The following is a 14965-nucleotide window of genomic DNA, read 5'->3' as shown; positions in this document are numbered from 1 at the left end:
TGCGGCTGACAACGCGGAATCTGCAAGGCTCCGCGCACCTATGGTGAGCGAGGGACCGGGCCACTATCGACTGCAGTTTCCCGTCGCAGATAAGGGCGATGGTCCACATCTGCGAGAGGTCTGCCGCCTTTACCTGAACAAATTCAATGAGGGGCGCCCCATCTACGCGACGTGATCCTCCACCGAAAAAATGGACAGGGTTAAGCTGCTTTTAGCTCCATCTCGATCGGGCTGATAAAGCCGATGGCGGAGTGACGGCGAACTCGATTGTAGAAGCCCTCGATATAGGCAAAGAGATCCCGTGTGGCTTCTGCCCGCGTTTCATAGTGCCGGTGGTGAACGAGCTCCGTCTTGAGCGTGTGAAAGAAGCTCTCCATCGGGGCATTGTCATAGCAGTCGCCCTTGCGGCTCATCGAGGCTCTGAGGCCGGTGGCTTGCATCAGCTTGCGATAATCCGCCGAGGCATATTGAACGCCGCGATCGGAATGGTGGATCAGGCCGGCATTTGGCCGCTGCGCCGCGATTGCCATCCGCAACGCCGCCAGAGGCAGCTCGGCGCGCAAATGATCCGCCATCGCCCAGCCGACGATCTTGCGGCTGTAGAGGTCCATGACCGTGGCCAGATAGAGCCAGCCCTGATCAGTCTGGACATAGGTGATGTCGGCGAGCCAGATGCGGTTCGGCGCGGCGGCGACGAAGTTGCGCTCGAGCAAGTTCGCCGCGATCGGGAAATCGTGACGGCTGTCGGTGGTGCGCACCCGTCGCGGCCTCGCCATGATGGCTCTGATACCGTGACGACGCATCAACCGCTCGATGCGACCACGGCTCGCTCCACGGCCTTGGGCTCTCAGCTCGGCATGGATGCGCGGGCTGCCGTAGCGGCCGTTTGTGTCGCGATGAACCCGCTTGATGTCGTCGACGAGCTCACGGTTGGCAATGGCCTGCTGGCTCTCAGGGCGCGCTCGCCAGGCGTAATATCCAGCAGGCGAGACGCCAAGCACGTCGCACATGATCGTCACTGGATAGTCGGCGCGGCGATCTTCGATGAAGCGAAATCTCATTTCTGAACTCCAGCAAAGATCGCAATGGACTTTTTTAAAATATCGCGCTCCATGCGCAGCCGGTCGTTCTCGCGCTGCAGACGAGCGATCTCCGCCGCGTGGTCCGCCGACGGCAGCGTCGCCTGCGTTGCGGGGCGCCGCGCCGCCGCCGTCGGCTCCAGCCGGGCCCCTCGCTGCTCCACCCACCGCCGTAGCACGGAATCACGCAAGCCAAGTTCCTTGGCAACCGAGCCGATCGAGCGACCGCTAGACGCTACGAGATCAACCGCTTGCCGCTTGTAGTCATCGGTAAACGAGCGACGTTGACGTCCTTCCATCCGACACCTCCTGGCTCTTCGAGCCTACTACGGGTGTCCATCAATTCGGAGGAGGTTCAACGTATCAGCGTGATGTCGTCGAGCGTTTCGCACCAGACTTGTTCGAGCGCCGGGTCCAGCAGCATCTCGATGCAATATTTCGCAGCGACATGGTCTTGATAGAGAAAACCGGCACGCGCGATCGGCCCCCCGTGTTCGAGCGGAACCAGGTCGAAAATCGACGGCAACGTCTCCAATTTAACCCAGCCCCTCACTCCGCAGCCATGTCACTAGAATAGCCGGGTGCCCACAACTTGAAATGCCTAACTGATCCTCGCGGGCGCGTTTTCAACCGGCACCATTGTTCGCAACTGCAGCAAAGGCGGCTGGCGGGTTATTGCAGTCGCGTGGGTCGGATTCAGCAGCGCGACTATTCACTGTCTAAAGTTATGCTAGTTCAAGGGGATAGGTTTCTGAGAGTAGCGTCTTTAGGTGAAATGGGGGGACACTCGCGATTGAGCTTGCGGTGGCTTGCAACGCATGGAAGGGTCTTCCGTCAATCGCGTCCTCCGAGCATCACTGGAAGCAAAACGCTGCCGTCGTGTGGGACGTATGGGGGCCGCTAGGGTCAACTCGAGCGGCACAAGAAGAAAAAGGCCGTAGGGCAGCGTCGCGACCGCGTCGACATGCTGAACCTTCTCTATCACGGCGCTCTTGAGCCAACAGTGACGAGAAGGTCTATGCCAAGTTGTCGGAGCGGATGAGAAATCGTTTCGACATCTTCGGCACGCTGCCGGACGTGATCGAGGACGATGGCATCTCTAATTTCGATGACCTGCAGTCGCGCAAGTACGATGATCAGGTGCAGCTCTATGCCTTCGACATGCTCGCGGGCGAAGGTGACGACTATCGCAAGCTGCCGCTGTTTCTCCGCAAGCAGAACCTCGCACAGCTTCTGGTGCGTTACCCCGAGGGCATCCACGCCGGGCCGTTCGAGCAGGGCGAGATGGGGCCCGAGCTATTCCGCGCGGCCTGCAACATGGGCCTTGAGGGCCTTGTGTCGAAGCATCGCGAGCGCGTATCGGGCTTCCCGGTAATAAGCTTCCCACAAGGGGAGAAGTTGCCTCCTGCGCAGCGCTAGGCCACAGACAACCTTTGGCGGGCGCCAAAAGGGTGCGTAGACCCGCTGCTATAGCGGTTGATGTGCCCGCTATTATCGGAGAACCGTTACCTTGGCGTCCGGCTCAATGCCAAATTTCGGCGCACCAGCACGGATAGCGTCTGCGATAAAGCTAGGGGCCAGGTGACCATAGTGTTTCTCGACCATGCGGGTGTCCTTGTGGCCGAGATTTTGCGCCACCACGATCAATGGCACGCCGTTCATCACAGCATGCGACGCCCAGGTATGGCGCAGCCCGTGAAAGCTGATCGGCGGGTGCAGCTTTGCCCGCTCATTCGCCTGCCGCATCGGCCGCGCCTGTTCCGCCGCCTTCCATGGCGCGCTGACGCCGCTACTGCGGTCTGCTTGCGGTTGCCTCGGCTGCGCGGCGTGGTCGAACATCAGCTCAGGCCCCGAGCGACCGGCGCAATGGGCCGTGAAAAAGGCGGCGCCTTCCTCGGTTAGGTGGATATGCCTCGCCTTGTGGGTCTTGCTCTTGCGGATGGCAATGGTGCTGCTGTCCGGGTTGAAGTCTACGACTTCCAAGCGGGCGAGCTCGCTGTAGCGCGCGCCGGTCTCCAGCGCCGCCCGCGCCAAAGACCGAAACTCAGGATCACAGCTGTGCAGGAATCTTTGGGCCTCGGCAATGCTCAGGTATCGGATCCGTGCGGCGTCGACGCCGGGGAACGGTTTCAGCTTCCGACCCCAAGCGTCCCGGTGAGTGACGTGGCCCTCGTCGTAGGCGTGATTGAGGATCGCCTTCAGCATGGTCAGCACACGGTTCGCGGTGGCGCGTCGTCGGCGTATTGCTTCATCACCGTCAGGCTCGGGTCGATATTGCACCTTGCCCTTCTTCGGTCGCATCTGAGCCGGGGAGGCTGCCATCGTGGCGAGCCAACGCCGTAACGTCTCAGCTGTTAGCTCACTAACCGTGAGGTCGCCGAGCGGCGGCAGAATGTGGGCGGTGCCGCGCGACTGGACATCGGCCACCGACTTACCTTCCGAGCGTTTGAACTCGATGTAGCGGTCCATGGCCTGCCGCACGGTGATGCGCTGAATTTTGCTGTCTTTGGGGCTGGCGACCATGGCCAGGGCTTTGTCCTTGGCCTGCTCGTAGTTCAGCACCTTGACGCCGTCCGACGGCGCGCCATTGGCATCATCGGCCAGGCCGAGCGTCAACATCCGGTACTTGGCGACCAGCTTGTCTCTGCCGTTCTCGTCCTGGCCGCTCTTGTGCTTGCCGATGTAGCGGCGCAACACCCAGCGCCCGGCAAGATCGCCTTTCCAGCATTGCCAGCCAAGATGCACCTTGCCCTCTTCCAGGGCCTGCCAATGCGGCTGTCGCCGGCGTTTCAGCCTTTCGCGAGCACTCGGACTTTCCAATCGAGCGTACTTGACCGTGCCGGCCATGAACCCCTCCGCGACCAAACATGAACCAAACATCGCGGCTTGCGTGGCAGTTCGCCACAGTTTGTCGCTGTTACTAAAGGTATGATCAGTCGGTGGTTTTTCAAGTGACGTGGTTTGCGGTAGTTTCCGCGCACCGCCCTCTCAAGGCTGAAACAGGGGTTCGATTCCCCTAGGGAGCGCCAGAAAATCAATAACTGATCTGCCGCGCGCAACGGGTAATGGTCCACCGACCACGGAGCGACCGTGTATAGACTTTTTTGAGGGCACAAGGCGCTGCGGTACGCACCCCGCTGCTCAGAAGGCTCAGCTTCCTCGCGAGCGATGGCTCGCCCACGCCGCTTCATTCGCAATTCGCAATCCCCAGAACCGTGGCGCGGCCAGACACAGTCGCTATTACGTGATGCGAGCGGACCTGGTTGCCTCGGAAGCGTTTGCAGGCCAACTGCCAACTCATGCCGCCTCTGGCAATCTGAACTGATGCAGCACGGGGAGGCCGGCCGGTTCAGGCTGGCGGGCTGCGCCGTTTCAAGAGATTAGAAGAAGGCAAGTAATCCCGGCGACCATGACGTCAAAGCCGGTCAATGCGACGAGGACAAAGGCTCGCTCGATGCTGTCCATGGACTTCCCCCACTCATACGCGCATTCCCAAGACGCGAGGCTACATTGCCGACGTGCCGAATCAATTCGATTGTCAACCTGCTGCACGCACGGGGCTGTGGATAGCGGGGGCAACGGCAGTGGCGAAGCAGTTTGGGGCCGCTAGAGCGGTTCACGGATTTATTGAATCGGAGGGGATTGAACGAAGCCGCTGGCGCGGCATGTAGGGAGGCATAGCAAGGATTGCCTCCTGTCTGAGAGGATTGCGGGTTTTCGAAGCCCAACCCTTTAGACAGGAGGTTTTCCGATGGCTGAGATCAGCCCACTTCGCCGCCGCATGATCGAGGACATGACGGTCCGCAATCTGTCACCGGCGACGCAGCAATCCTACCTCAACGCCGTAGCGAAGTTGAGCCGATATTTCGGTCGTTCTCCTGACCGCCTCGACCTGGAGGATATCCGTGCTTTCCAGGTTCATCTGGTTGCGACGGGGATGTCCTGGCCGGCGCTGAACCAGATCGTCTGCGCACTGCGGTTTTTCTACGGTGTGACGCTGGGTCATGACACCGTTCCGGAGCGCATCGCCTATGCGCGTAAACCGCGCAAACTGCCGGTGGTGCTGAGCGCCGACGAGGTCGTGCGCTTCCTGGAAGCAATCCCAAGCCTCAAGAGCCGTACCGCGCTGACCACCGTCTATGCCGCAGGCTTGCGCGTATCGGAAGTGGTCCTCTTGAAGGTTGTCGACATTGATAGCCAGCGGATGTTGATCCGGGTCGAGCACGGCAAGGGCGGCAAGGACCGTTACGTTATGCTCTCGCCGCAGCTTTTGAGGATTCTGCGGACGTATTGGCGGCTCACTCGGCCCAAACGATGGCTATTTCCCGGCCGCGACGACGAGCGTCCGCTCGTCCCTAACGTGCTGCACGCCGCCTGCCGTTCAGCCTGTACGGCGGCCGGCTTGAGCAAGTCGGTGACAGTGCATACGCTGCGGCACACATTCGCGACCCATCTCCTGGAGAACGGGGCCGACGTGCGCATCATCCAGGTGCTGCTCGGCCATGCCAGTCTGCAGAGCACGGCGCGCTATACCCAAGTCGCCACAAAGACCATCAGCAATACGCCAAGTCCGCTTGACCGGCTCCGCCTGGAGGTCGTGCCGCCCGGCTGAGCGGACCTGATGACTCCAGTTCTGGAAGTGGCGGATATCTTCCGCCGCCACGGCGAAGCGTTTCGGCAAGCTCGTGCCGGACATCTGGGCCGCGTCGAGCGGCGCGTCATGGGCGCGATCACGGCATGCCGGACGGCTGTGCTTGGCGGCCACATCGAGCAATGCGACGACTGCGGTGCCACCCGGATCGCCTACAACTCCTGTCGCAATCGGCATTGCCCGAAGTGCCAAGGCTCGGCGCGCGCGCAATGGCTTGCCGAGCGACAATCCGAACTCCTTCCCGTGCCATACTTCCACGTCGTCTTCACCTTGCCGGCGCCGGCCAGAGAGATTGCTTTCCAGAACAAGGCGGTGGTCTATGCCATTCTGTTCCGCTGCGCGGCCGAGACGCTCACCACCATCGCGGCCGACCCCAAGCATCTCGGCGCTCAGCTCGGTCTGACCGCCGTCCTCCATACTTGGGGTCAAACCCTGCAACACCATCCGCATATCCACTGCGTCGTGCCTGGTGGTGGACCTTCACTCGACGGCACACACTGGGTCGCTTGCCGGCCCGGCTTCTTCCTGCCGGTGCGCGTCCTCTCCAGGCTGTTCCGCCGCCTGTTTCTGCAAGAGCTGCAAGCTGCCTTCGCGGCTGGCCAGTTGGGCTTCTTTGGCGATCTCGCCCGTCTCGCCGATCCCGCCGCATTCGCCGAGCGCCTCGCTCAACTTCGATGGACCGACTGGGTCGTCTATGCCAAGCCGCCATTCGGTGGGCCCGAACAGGTGCTGGCTTATCTCGGCCGCTATACGCATCGCGTCGCCATCGCCAACAGTAGGCTGATCTCGCTTGCCGACGGCAAGGTGAGCTTTGCCTGGAAGGACTATCGGCAGAATCGTAAAACCAAAGTGATGACGCTTAAGGCCGATGAGTTCATTCGTCGCTTTCTCCTGCACACCCTGCCGGACAGCTTCCACCGCATCCGCCACTATGGTTTCCTCGCCAATGGCGGACGCAACGATAAAATCGCTTTCTGCCGTCAACTCCTTGCTGTCCGCAACGCTCCGACTGATCAAGAAGCCGGCGCCGATCCCCTCACCAAATGCGAGATCCCCGTCTGCCCGCATTGTGGCGGCACCATGCGGCGCGTCGATATCGTCCCGCGAGCCTGCGCGCGCGACCAGCCGTTTCATTGTGATACGTCATGACCAGCGTCTGTACCATCCACCCCTTCCGTAATCACCTTCTTGGTGGCAACGTCCGAAGTCGCCGTGGCCGCGCTCGTCACCGAACACCCCGCCAATCGTTCGGTAGCGCATCCCAGCGCTGCAAATCGCTCGCTGGATCGCGCCCTTGGCCCGATCAATCGGGCCCCTCACATCCGATGAATGACTCGCGGACGCGCGGCGACCACAGGCGAGCGTTCCCCGCAGCCGCACCCGCTGCACTATTCCCATAGCGCCCACAACTCCGCAGCTTCGTTCAATCCGGCTTCTATGAGGTCGCACGCACCACAGAGCGCGCGGCTCGCGCCTGCCACGCGACCTCACAGAACCCTCAAGATTCCGGGTCTGGGACGAATATGATTCAAGATGCTGGCTGGGCTGGAGGCCAGCATCCGATGGTCCGACCAATTTCCAACGATTTGCGTAAGCGTGCGGTATCCGCTGTTGCCAAAGGTGAGAGCTGCCGATCTGTGGCGGAACGGTTTGGCGTTGCTGTCTCGTCAGTTGTGAAGTGGTCACAGCGTTATCGAACGACCGGCTCGGTAGCGCCTGGCAAGATGGGTGGTCACCGCAAGCCTGTGCTTGATCCGCACCGCGCCTTCATCGTCGAGCGGATCACTCAGACGCCGCACCTGACGCTGCATGGTCTGAAGGCGGAACTGGCAGCCCGTGGGGTCAAGGTCTCACACAATGCGGTCTGGCTGTTCCTGCGCCGGGAAGGGCTGCGGTTCAAAAAAAACACTGTTCGCCCTCGAACAGGCTCGCGCCGACGTCTCTCGTAGGCGCTTGCGTTGGCGAGCCTGGCAGGCCGGGCTCGATCCGGGCCGGCTCGTCTTCATCGATGAGACCTGGATCAAGACCAACATGGCCCCTTTGCGAGGCTGGGGACCCAAAGGGGCGCGCCTGCGCGGCTTCGCTCCGCACGGTCACTGGCGTACCCTCACATTCCTCGGCGCGCTCCGCCATGACCAACTCACGGCACCCTGCGTCTTCGATGGCCCGATCAACGGTGAATGCTTCCGTGGTTGTCAACGTAAAGCACATTCTCCTGCCAACCCTGCGTGAAGGCGACATCGTCATTCTCGACAATCTCGGAAGCCATAAGTCGAAAGCCGTCAGGCAAATGATCAAGGCTGCTGGCGCCAGACTCTGGTACCTGCCGCCATACTCGCCCGACCTCAACCCAATCGAACAGGCCTTCTCCAAGATCAAACACTGGATGCGGCAAGCTCAGAAGCGCTCAATCGAGGAGACTTGGCGCCATATCGGTCACCTCGTCCAAGACATCCAGCCTCGCGAATGCGCCAACTACTTCGCCAGCGCCGGTTATGCTTCAATCAAAATGTGAAACGCTCTAGAGTTTCTCGTCCTATCGTGGGGGAGACCCAGTCTGGTCCCGGTCGAAGTCCGGGATCAACGCCATCAGAACGAAAACGATAGTCCGCCAAGCGTTGATAGAAATCCGCTACTCATTGGCCGGTTTAGCTAGTGGCTGATAGCTTCCGAGAAAAGATGTTATCGGAAGTAATCTTCCGGATGTCCCCTTGTTCAGGAGTGAATGTCTGGAACGGGCGAAAAGCGCGGCAGAAAGCCGCGAAGTCCGGAGACTAGAGGTGGGGTAGCGGGCACGCCCACGGACCCGACAAAAACAGAACCCCGCCCCGGGTGACGGGGCCTGAAGGAGAGTTGGAGAACGCTGTCTTCGGTGTGAGAAGACGCTGTCCCGATACGCAAACCCGCCCGTTCCGGCTTGTGATGCTGTGCCGCGGCCGTTGGCGCGTGATGCGCATCACGGTGAAACTGAAACGGTGGCCTATTCTCGCGACAGGCTAGCAAAAATGCCTGCCTGAGTACCAACCATGGAGAATAGTGATGCCCAAAGTCATTCCAGCAGTATTCTTTCAGAAGCAACTAGACGGCGTTAAGTTTGACGCCCAGAAGCCCGAACGGCTCGAACTCTTCGAGAGCCACCTCCTCGAGGTAGCCGGAGGACTGAGCCAGGTCCGCCACGCAACCGGATCACGACTGACAATCGATGGGCCTGACGGTTCCGGTGGTCACACGACCTTTTCGGGTTCGGCCGGATGGGCGGATGTCATGCAGGCTGACGACTGCGCAGCCTAACGATCCGGCTTTCTGGACCAGTCCGGAAAGCCGGGGACGACTTCCATAGGAGAAGAGCCACCATGGAACCACGGATTGGGATCATAACGTACGGTGACGATCCACATGGCCATCTGATCAAGAAGAAGATCGGAGAGCAGCATGGAGTCTGGTGCTGCCTGATCCCAAGCGACGAGCTTGTACTCCGCGGGCGCCTGGAGTGGTCGTCGGACAGTGACGCACCAGCCCTTCTCCCGACCATGGATGGGCAGACCGTCGACGTCAGGACGCTGAACACGCTGTGGTACCGGCGCACGACCGTGAAACAGTTGCTGCCCGAGCACACTGACGCTGCCTATGAGCTGCCTATCTTTCGTGGCACTGAGAGAGTCCTCGAGGGCATACTCCTGAACGCCTTTCAAGGGCACTGGGTCAGTCATCCTCTTGCCACCCGCTTGGCGGAGAACAAGCTGGTGCAGCTACATGCCGCAAAGCGCGCCGGTCTCCGGATCCCAGCCACGCTCGTCAGTCAAGATCCAGTGCACATTCGCCGCTTTTGTGCGGCGCATCCGGGGGCGATCATCAAGCCCGTCGCGACGCCGCGTGGCGTCGAACTGGCGTCGACAGCAGTCGTCAGCCAGGAGCTGCTCGACAACGAGGAAGCCCTGGCCCTGACGGCCTCGATCTACCAGGAGTGCATCCCAGGCACGCGCCACCTGCGCATCTCCGTCCTTGGCGAGCGCTGCGATGGTGCGCTCATCGAGGCCGAGGCACTCGACTGGCGGTTTGATCTCAATGTGCCCTTCAGTCCTTACCCGCTCGAGAGGCACCTCGGACAACGGTTGCGCGACACCCTCCACGAGCTCGGTTTGGTCATGGGGATCTTCGACGTGAAGTTGACCGATGACGATGAGCCCGTGTTCCTCGAGGTCAACCCGCAAGGTCAGTTTCTCTTCGTGGAGGCCCTGTGCGACCTGCCTCTCGCCGATATCTTCGCCGCCTTCCTTGTCGACCAGGCGAAGCAAGATGTGAGGTCTCGGCAGCGTTAGGCTCGTACGACGTACCCATACGACGGAGACCGCCTGAGTGATCCGCCACCGAGCGGGTAGCCCCGTCGTCTGAAAACAGATCGTGGTAGGTTGCGCGCCGCAGCGTCACCGCTGATGACGTGATCGAGTGAACCGCCTTGCATTCGCTCCGGCGCAACTTGCATTCACTCCGGCGCAAAATGAGCCACAGAGCGCCGTTGCCTCTGCGCCGCGCGATGGTGGCATGACGAGCGCATGGCCGGGCTCCCCTCGACGCCTGTTCGAGCGGCGATCGCGAGAGGAGCCTTGGCCCTACGTCCTGACCCTATCCCTGGCCGCGAGTTCAGTGATGCGCCGAAACGCTCCTGACGGTCTCGGTGAGCATATCGCCCGACGCGGAATGGCCGATGTCACCCAGGCTGATGATGCCGACCATCCGCTTGCTCTTGTTGATTACCGGCAGCCTGCGGACCTGCAGCTTCTCCATGTGCTGCATCGCCTTGGCGAGGTCATCGTCCTCGCGGCAGCAATGGATGCCCTCGGTCATCACGTCGCGCGCCGTCGCGCGGCGGGCATCGAAGCTGTGGCTCGCGAGTCCTTTGCAGACGATATCGCGGTCGGTCACCATTCCGACCAGCTTGTCATCCTCGCCAATCGGAATGCAGCCGATGTCATGCGCCCGCATCAGCTTGGCAAGCTCGGTGATCGGGGTGTCGGGGCTGACCCAGTCGACACCCTTGTGCATCACGTCTTTGACTTTCATGGCGAGCCTCCGTTCGTGGTTTCAAGTGCGTAGATGCAACGCAGCGGCACCCCATCTTCAGAACTCCAACGAGCGCAGACACTCTCGCCATCCTGGGCAGAATGACGGTGACCTCGCGGCCAGAGTTCCCGCCCAATATCGTAAGGGCAATGGGCTGTGTACAAAATCCTCAGTCATGCGCGCTGAAGCGCCCGTGCCGTGCATTGGCCGTCAGGCGCGCAAACTGCGCGCGACCCATATGAAGCAGCGTTTCATGATCGCCGGCTTCCATGTAGATGTCCGGCTGTGCCTCGATGCTGTCGTCGACGATGATGTCCAATCCGTAGCATTTGCCGACGGCGGGAACTGCACCATGTGCGCAGTCGCGGAACAGCCGATTGATCTCGGTTTCATCGGCCATGTGGACATTGTCGCCGAGGCTTGTCCTCAGGTCCGACAGGCGGAGGTGATGCGATGCGGGCAGGACGGCCAGCATGTATCCGCCGTCGCGCCGCAATACGATACCCTTGGCGAGGCGGTCGCCCGAGATGTGGCATGCCTGCGCCGTTCGAGCCGACGTCATGCTGAGTTCGTGCGGGATCACCTCGTACTGGATGTTCTCTGCGGCGAGGTATTTCTGGAGCGTGGGAGCAATGGCCATGGCATCACCTCCGATGCTGAATGGAAACCATCCACCGTGAGGTCGACCCTGCAGACTCTCGCCATACGATGGGCGGCTGCCTGACTAGAGACCCAGCATAAGTCTTCCACCCGCAAGCTGCAATTCATTTCCCTTCGAAGCCGCAGCGAGCGTGCGCAGAAGCAGGCTTCGCCTGGCTCTGCGCCGGCGCTCTGTCACGCCGTCGTGCCTTCGATCGAACGGCGGATCACCCGTTGCACCTCCGCATTCGACAGAAACAGATCGTGGTTGATGATGCCCCAGCCTTCCTGGGAGGCATCGAGCACGCGTACACCGAGCTGCGCGATGGCGGCCTTCTCCGCGGCGCCGACCCTGGTCATTCCACCTGCGATTTGTCCCGACAGCGCAAGGGCCCGATCGTTCGTCGCGGCGATCACGGTAATCTTGCCGGCGAGCGGGCCGATGCGCTGGATGGCTGACGAGAACACGTCCATGTCGATATCGGGTGCGGCAAACACGACCGCACCGATCCTGCTCGTGACCGTGTCGCCGTATCGCGCATAGAGCTGACGCAGGCTTTCGAGGGTCAGCATGGTTCCCATGCTGTGCGCAACGATGTGCACGCGGCCGCCGCCTGGCGCCGACACGAGCGCAGAGAGCACGCGCTCGAAATCGTCGCGGGACCACATCGCGCTGTCGCGGTCATAGCATAGTCGAACAGTCCTGCCTTGGAAGGCCAGGAGAATGCCATGGTCCGGCCGCGGAACTTGATCCCGTCGGAGAGATGAGCGGCATCCAGCACCGCCGTCTCGAATGTCTGCTTGAAGCCGTGCACGTAGATCAGCACGTCCCCTCCGCCGGCCTGCGCGGCGAGATCGCCAGCGTCGGCCGACACCGATTCGATCCGATCAAGACGCCAATCGCCGAGGCCAACCGAAGCGAGAGAAAGACGGCTCTCGTCCGGAGCCACAAGCCTGGCCCGCGCGACCGTCATGCTCGTCGCCCGCTCCGGCCCAAACCAGGGTTTGGTGCGGCCGCCGCTGACGGGCTTGCGCGTGGTGGTGACAAGCAGCGTGGGGTCAGCGGAGAGTGACGACGCGTCGAAGCGCGCGCCGGTCGCAGCGAGGCCAGCGCATCCGCCGAGCGCGAGGGCACTTCCTGCCGACACAAGTCCGCCGAGGAGCGCGCGGCGCGAAATGGAATGACGGGAGTCGCTTTGCAGAAGACGTTGGACGATCACACGGAACCCCAGGGAACTAGCCCACCGTAAGCCGCCCCGCCTGTCTCACTGAATGACAATGGGGGCGAGAAGACGGCGCAGCAGTTTCGCGGTCGGTTCCTGATCGTCGCGTCCGAAAAAAGCGCCAGATCAGTAGATGATTTTCAACGGAATGTAGTGCGCACCGAACGCGCAATGCCTCTGTGTGGCTCATCTGCTCAGCCCGACCGACGCCATTCATGAGCTATGCGTGAAGCTGGGTGATGACGGAATGGGATAGGCGGCGTATCGAGGCGGGTGTCGAGCCTGCCAGAACCTCTCAAGGAGAGCGATACGCCATGAACGAGACTAGCAATATTGTTGCCCTTCGTCAGCCCGACGAGATCGACGATCCACTGACCAATATTTTGCGAGCTGGTGCTCGGCAGCTTCTGGCGCAGGCCGTGGAGATCGAAGTCGAGACGTTTCTTGCCACGGTGAAAGATTTGAAGCTTGCCGACGGGCGCGCCCGTGTCGTGCGGCATGGTTACGGCCCGGCTCGAACGATTGCGACCGGCATCGGACCGGTCGAGGTCGCACGGGCGAAGATCCGGGACCGCGGTGCAGCCGGCGATGGCGAGCGGATCCGCTTCAGCTCGGCGATTCTGCCACTATGGGCGCGGCGGACCAGGAGCCTGGATGCGCTGTTGCCGGTGTTGTACCTGCGTGGCATCTCGACGGGCGATTTCCAGGAGGCGCTGACGGCCCTGCTGGGTAAGGACGCGCCGAACCTGTCGCCGGCGGTGATTTCCCGGCTGACGGCCGAATGGCAGGGCGAGTATGAGCGTTGGCAGAAGCGCGATCTCTCGGCGCGGCGGTACGTGTATGTGTGGGCCGATGGCGTCTTCCTGCAGGCACGCATGGAAGACCACGGCGAGTGCATGCTGGTGCTGATCGGCGCGACGCCGGAAGGCAAGAAGGAGTTGATCGGCTTTCAGGTCGGTGTCCGGGAGAGCGCGCAGAGCTGGCGTGAGCTCCTGATCGACGTGAAGCAACGCGGGTTGCAAATCGCCCCGGAAATTGCCGTTGGTGACGGCGCGCTCGGCTTCTGGAAGGCGCTTGACGAGGTGTTTCCCGGCACGCGGCACCAGCGCTGCTGGGTGCACAAGACCGTCAACGTCCTGGACAAGGTCCCGCTCTCGGTGCAGGCCAACATGAAGAAGGACCTGCGCGAAGTCTATTGGGCGCCAAACCGGGCGGCCGCCGAAGTGGCGATCGACGTCTTCGCCGAGAAATACCGCACCAAGTACGGCCGGGCGGTCGAATGCCTCGCAAAGGACCGCGACGCGCTGCTGGCCTTCTACGACTTTCCTGCCGAGCATTGGGATCACTTGCGCACGACCAACCCCATCGAAAGCGTGTTCGCGACCGTGCGACACAGAACCGTGCGAACGAAAGGATCGCTGTCCTCAACGACCGCCAGGCTGATGGTGTTCAAGCTGGTTATCGCCGCATCAAAAAAGTGGCGGCGGCTCAAAGGCACAAATCAGTTGCCGAAGCTCATCGCAGGTGTCAGATTCAACGACGGCATCGAGGTCATCCACATGCCGGCAAACCACGCCGCCTGATCGCCTCGTCACCCAAAATCCTGCATAGCTCGCCATTCATCCGCCGTCAGTAGTTCCAGCTCGGCCAAATAAGCCTCATTAGGGTCCTGATTGGGCTTCGCATCGACGCTGTCATCACTGATTTGATCTCGCGCATCAGCTCGTTCACGTGTCCCGCAAGCACCGAGCCGATCGCATGGATGGCTTCGTGACGATCGAGTCCTTCGGACATCAGTCGCTGCGCCTTGCTTCGCACCGGCAGCTTGGGATCGGCAATTTGGCTCTCGACGATCGCATGAAAGACAGCGTGCACTTTCTCCCGCGGAGGGCGGATTCCGGCGCGCCGATGGTACGCCATCACGAGATCGATCCGTTCCTCCTCGTCCAGCGCAACCCACAGATCCGGGTCTGGCTCTATCAATGGATCATACGCCAGGGTCGCTTCTTCGTCCTGAAGCGCCGATCGGGCAACGTCCGGTGTCCGCATAATTTGGGGGAAACCGGATGACGGCTCATCCAGCCTTTGCGAGTAGAGACAGCACTTCTTGAACTTCTTGCCACTGCCGCAGGGGCAGGGGTCGTTTCGTCCTACCTTGTGCGAATTTACCATGGCGAGCATCCGCGACAGAATTTGATTGGGTCACAAGACAAAAAGCAGCTTGGTTGGGCGGGCGGCTGGCCGGTCCGTATGGACAGCGGCAGAGACGCGGGGATGATTGCCGGCGGCGCAAGGCCATAATAGCCGGCCAC

General features: G+C 61.4%; 12 protein-coding genes, 1 tRNA gene and 2 pseudogenes. 8 read left to right on the top strand and 7 right to left on the bottom strand.

The features are described 5' to 3' along the window. Positions 1–200: 200 nt before the first annotated feature. Together ACNJYB_RS33735 and ACNJYB_RS33730 are read right to left on the bottom strand one after the other, a co-directional pair. Positions 201–1378 (bottom strand): IS3 family transposase gene (locus ACNJYB_RS33735; RefSeq protein WP_439368046.1). Its coding sequence is split into 2 segments (ribosomal slippage): positions 201–1081 and positions 1081–1378, totalling 1179 coding nucleotides; the frame shifts between segments, so codons are not numbered across the junction. Positions 1379–1434: 56 nt separating this feature from the next. Then, positions 1435–1614, bottom strand: coding sequence for a dsDNA nuclease domain-containing protein (locus tag ACNJYB_RS33730; RefSeq protein WP_439370882.1), 180 nt, complete (start codon positions 1612–1614; stop codon positions 1435–1437). A gap of 503 nt (positions 1615–2117) precedes the next feature. On the opposite strand from ACNJYB_RS33730, the gene ACNJYB_RS33725 reads away from it, so the two are divergent. After that, complete coding sequence (locus ACNJYB_RS33725) at positions 2118–2498, top strand: hypothetical protein (protein WP_439370880.1); 381 nt, start codon at positions 2118–2120, stop codon at positions 2496–2498. A gap of 72 nt (positions 2499–2570) precedes the next feature. Here the strand turns inward: ACNJYB_RS33725 and ACNJYB_RS33720 are convergent, their stop codons facing one another. Continuing rightward, a complete protein-coding gene (locus ACNJYB_RS33720) occupies positions 2571–3926 on the bottom strand; it encodes a tyrosine-type recombinase/integrase (RefSeq protein WP_439370879.1) in 1356 nt (451 codons plus the stop codon). A gap of 113 nt (positions 3927–4039) precedes the next feature. Between ACNJYB_RS33720 and ACNJYB_RS33715 the strand changes: the two genes are divergently transcribed. The 6 genes and pseudogenes from ACNJYB_RS33715 (at position 4040) to ACNJYB_RS33690 (ending at position 10049) form a co-directional block, all read left to right on the top strand. Beyond that, positions 4040–4108 (top strand) — tRNA-Glu (locus ACNJYB_RS33715). Between the two features lie 722 nt (positions 4109–4830). Then, on the top strand, positions 4831–5691 hold the full coding sequence (locus tag ACNJYB_RS33710) for a tyrosine-type recombinase/integrase (RefSeq protein WP_439368084.1): 861 nt from the start codon (positions 4831–4833) through the stop codon (positions 5689–5691). Between the two features lie 6 nt (positions 5692–5697). Continuing rightward, entirely contained in the window at positions 5698–6879 is a 1182-nt protein-coding gene (locus ACNJYB_RS33705) for an IS91 family transposase (RefSeq protein WP_439375460.1), read from the top strand. A gap of 413 nt (positions 6880–7292) precedes the next feature. Then, a pseudogene (locus ACNJYB_RS33700) lies at positions 7293–8245 on the top strand (IS630 family transposase). A gap of 524 nt (positions 8246–8769) precedes the next feature. Then, the gene (locus ACNJYB_RS33695) at positions 8770–9021 is read left to right on the top strand and encodes a hypothetical protein (RefSeq protein WP_439370878.1); all 252 of its coding nucleotides are present in this window, start codon (positions 8770–8772) and stop codon (positions 9019–9021) included. 62 nt (positions 9022–9083) lie between these two features. Then, on the top strand, positions 9084–10049 hold the full coding sequence (locus ACNJYB_RS33690; RefSeq protein WP_439370877.1) for an ATP-grasp domain-containing protein: 966 nt from the start codon (positions 9084–9086) through the stop codon (positions 10047–10049). Between the two features lie 322 nt (positions 10050–10371). Here the strand turns inward: ACNJYB_RS33690 and ACNJYB_RS33685 are convergent, their stop codons facing one another. The 3 genes and pseudogenes from ACNJYB_RS33685 to ACNJYB_RS33675 all read right to left on the bottom strand — a co-directional run bounded on the left by ACNJYB_RS33685 (position 10372) and on the right by ACNJYB_RS33675 (position 12404). Continuing rightward, positions 10372–10791, bottom strand: a complete 420-nt coding sequence (locus ACNJYB_RS33685; RefSeq protein ID WP_439370876.1) for a CBS domain-containing protein — start codon at positions 10789–10791, stop codon at positions 10372–10374. A 169-nt stretch (positions 10792–10960) separates the two neighbouring features. Further along, complete coding sequence (locus ACNJYB_RS33680; protein ID WP_439370874.1) at positions 10961–11431, bottom strand: aminoacyl-tRNA deacylase; 471 nt, start codon at positions 11429–11431, stop codon at positions 10961–10963. A gap of 194 nt (positions 11432–11625) precedes the next feature. Next, a pseudogene (locus ACNJYB_RS33675) lies at positions 11626–12404 on the bottom strand (alpha/beta hydrolase). A gap of 563 nt (positions 12405–12967) precedes the next feature. Here ACNJYB_RS33675 and ACNJYB_RS33670 point away from each other — a divergent pair. Further along, complete coding sequence (locus ACNJYB_RS33670; protein ID WP_439370872.1) at positions 12968–14236, top strand: IS256 family transposase; 1269 nt, start codon at positions 12968–12970, stop codon at positions 14234–14236. Positions 14237–14282: 46 nt separating this feature from the next. On the opposite strand, the gene ACNJYB_RS33665 is transcribed toward ACNJYB_RS33670, so the two are convergent. Then, positions 14283–14825, bottom strand: coding sequence for an SEC-C metal-binding domain-containing protein (locus ACNJYB_RS33665; protein ID WP_439370871.1), 543 nt, complete (start codon positions 14823–14825; stop codon positions 14283–14285). Between the last annotated feature and the right edge of the window lie 140 nt (positions 14826–14965).

It is taken from the genome of Bradyrhizobium sp. SMVTL-02 (genome assembly GCF_051853005.1).
Classification (GTDB): Bacteria; Pseudomonadota; Alphaproteobacteria; order Rhizobiales; family Xanthobacteraceae; genus Bradyrhizobium.
This window is presented reverse-complemented; position numbering and strand designations above follow the sequence as displayed.

Bases quoted from the DNA above. Each gene is read 5' to 3' on its own strand.
- ACNJYB_RS33685 (WP_439370876.1), bottom strand. From the start codon at position 10,791: ATGAAAGTCAAAGACGTGATGCACAAGGGTGTCGACTGGGTCAGCCCC.
- ACNJYB_RS33695 (WP_439370878.1), top strand. From the start codon at position 8,770: ATGCCCAAAGTCATTCCAGCAGTATTCTTTCAGAAGCAACTAGACGGC.
- ACNJYB_RS33665 (WP_439370871.1), bottom strand. From the start codon at position 14,825: ATGGTAAATTCGCACAAGGTAGGACGAAACGACCCCTGCCCCTGCGGC.
- ACNJYB_RS33690 (WP_439370877.1), top strand. From the start codon at position 9,084: ATGGAACCACGGATTGGGATCATAACGTACGGTGACGATCCACATGGC.
- ACNJYB_RS33710 (WP_439368084.1), top strand. From the start codon at position 4,831: ATGGCTGAGATCAGCCCACTTCGCCGCCGCATGATCGAGGACATGACG.
- ACNJYB_RS33720 (WP_439370879.1), bottom strand. From the start codon at position 3,926: ATGGCCGGCACGGTCAAGTACGCTCGATTGGAAAGTCCGAGTGCTCGC.
- ACNJYB_RS33725 (WP_439370880.1), top strand. From the start codon at position 2,118: ATGAGAAATCGTTTCGACATCTTCGGCACGCTGCCGGACGTGATCGAG.
- ACNJYB_RS33670 (WP_439370872.1), top strand. From the start codon at position 12,968: ATGAACGAGACTAGCAATATTGTTGCCCTTCGTCAGCCCGACGAGATC.
- ACNJYB_RS33680 (WP_439370874.1), bottom strand. From the start codon at position 11,431: ATGGCCATTGCTCCCACGCTCCAGAAATACCTCGCCGCAGAGAACATC.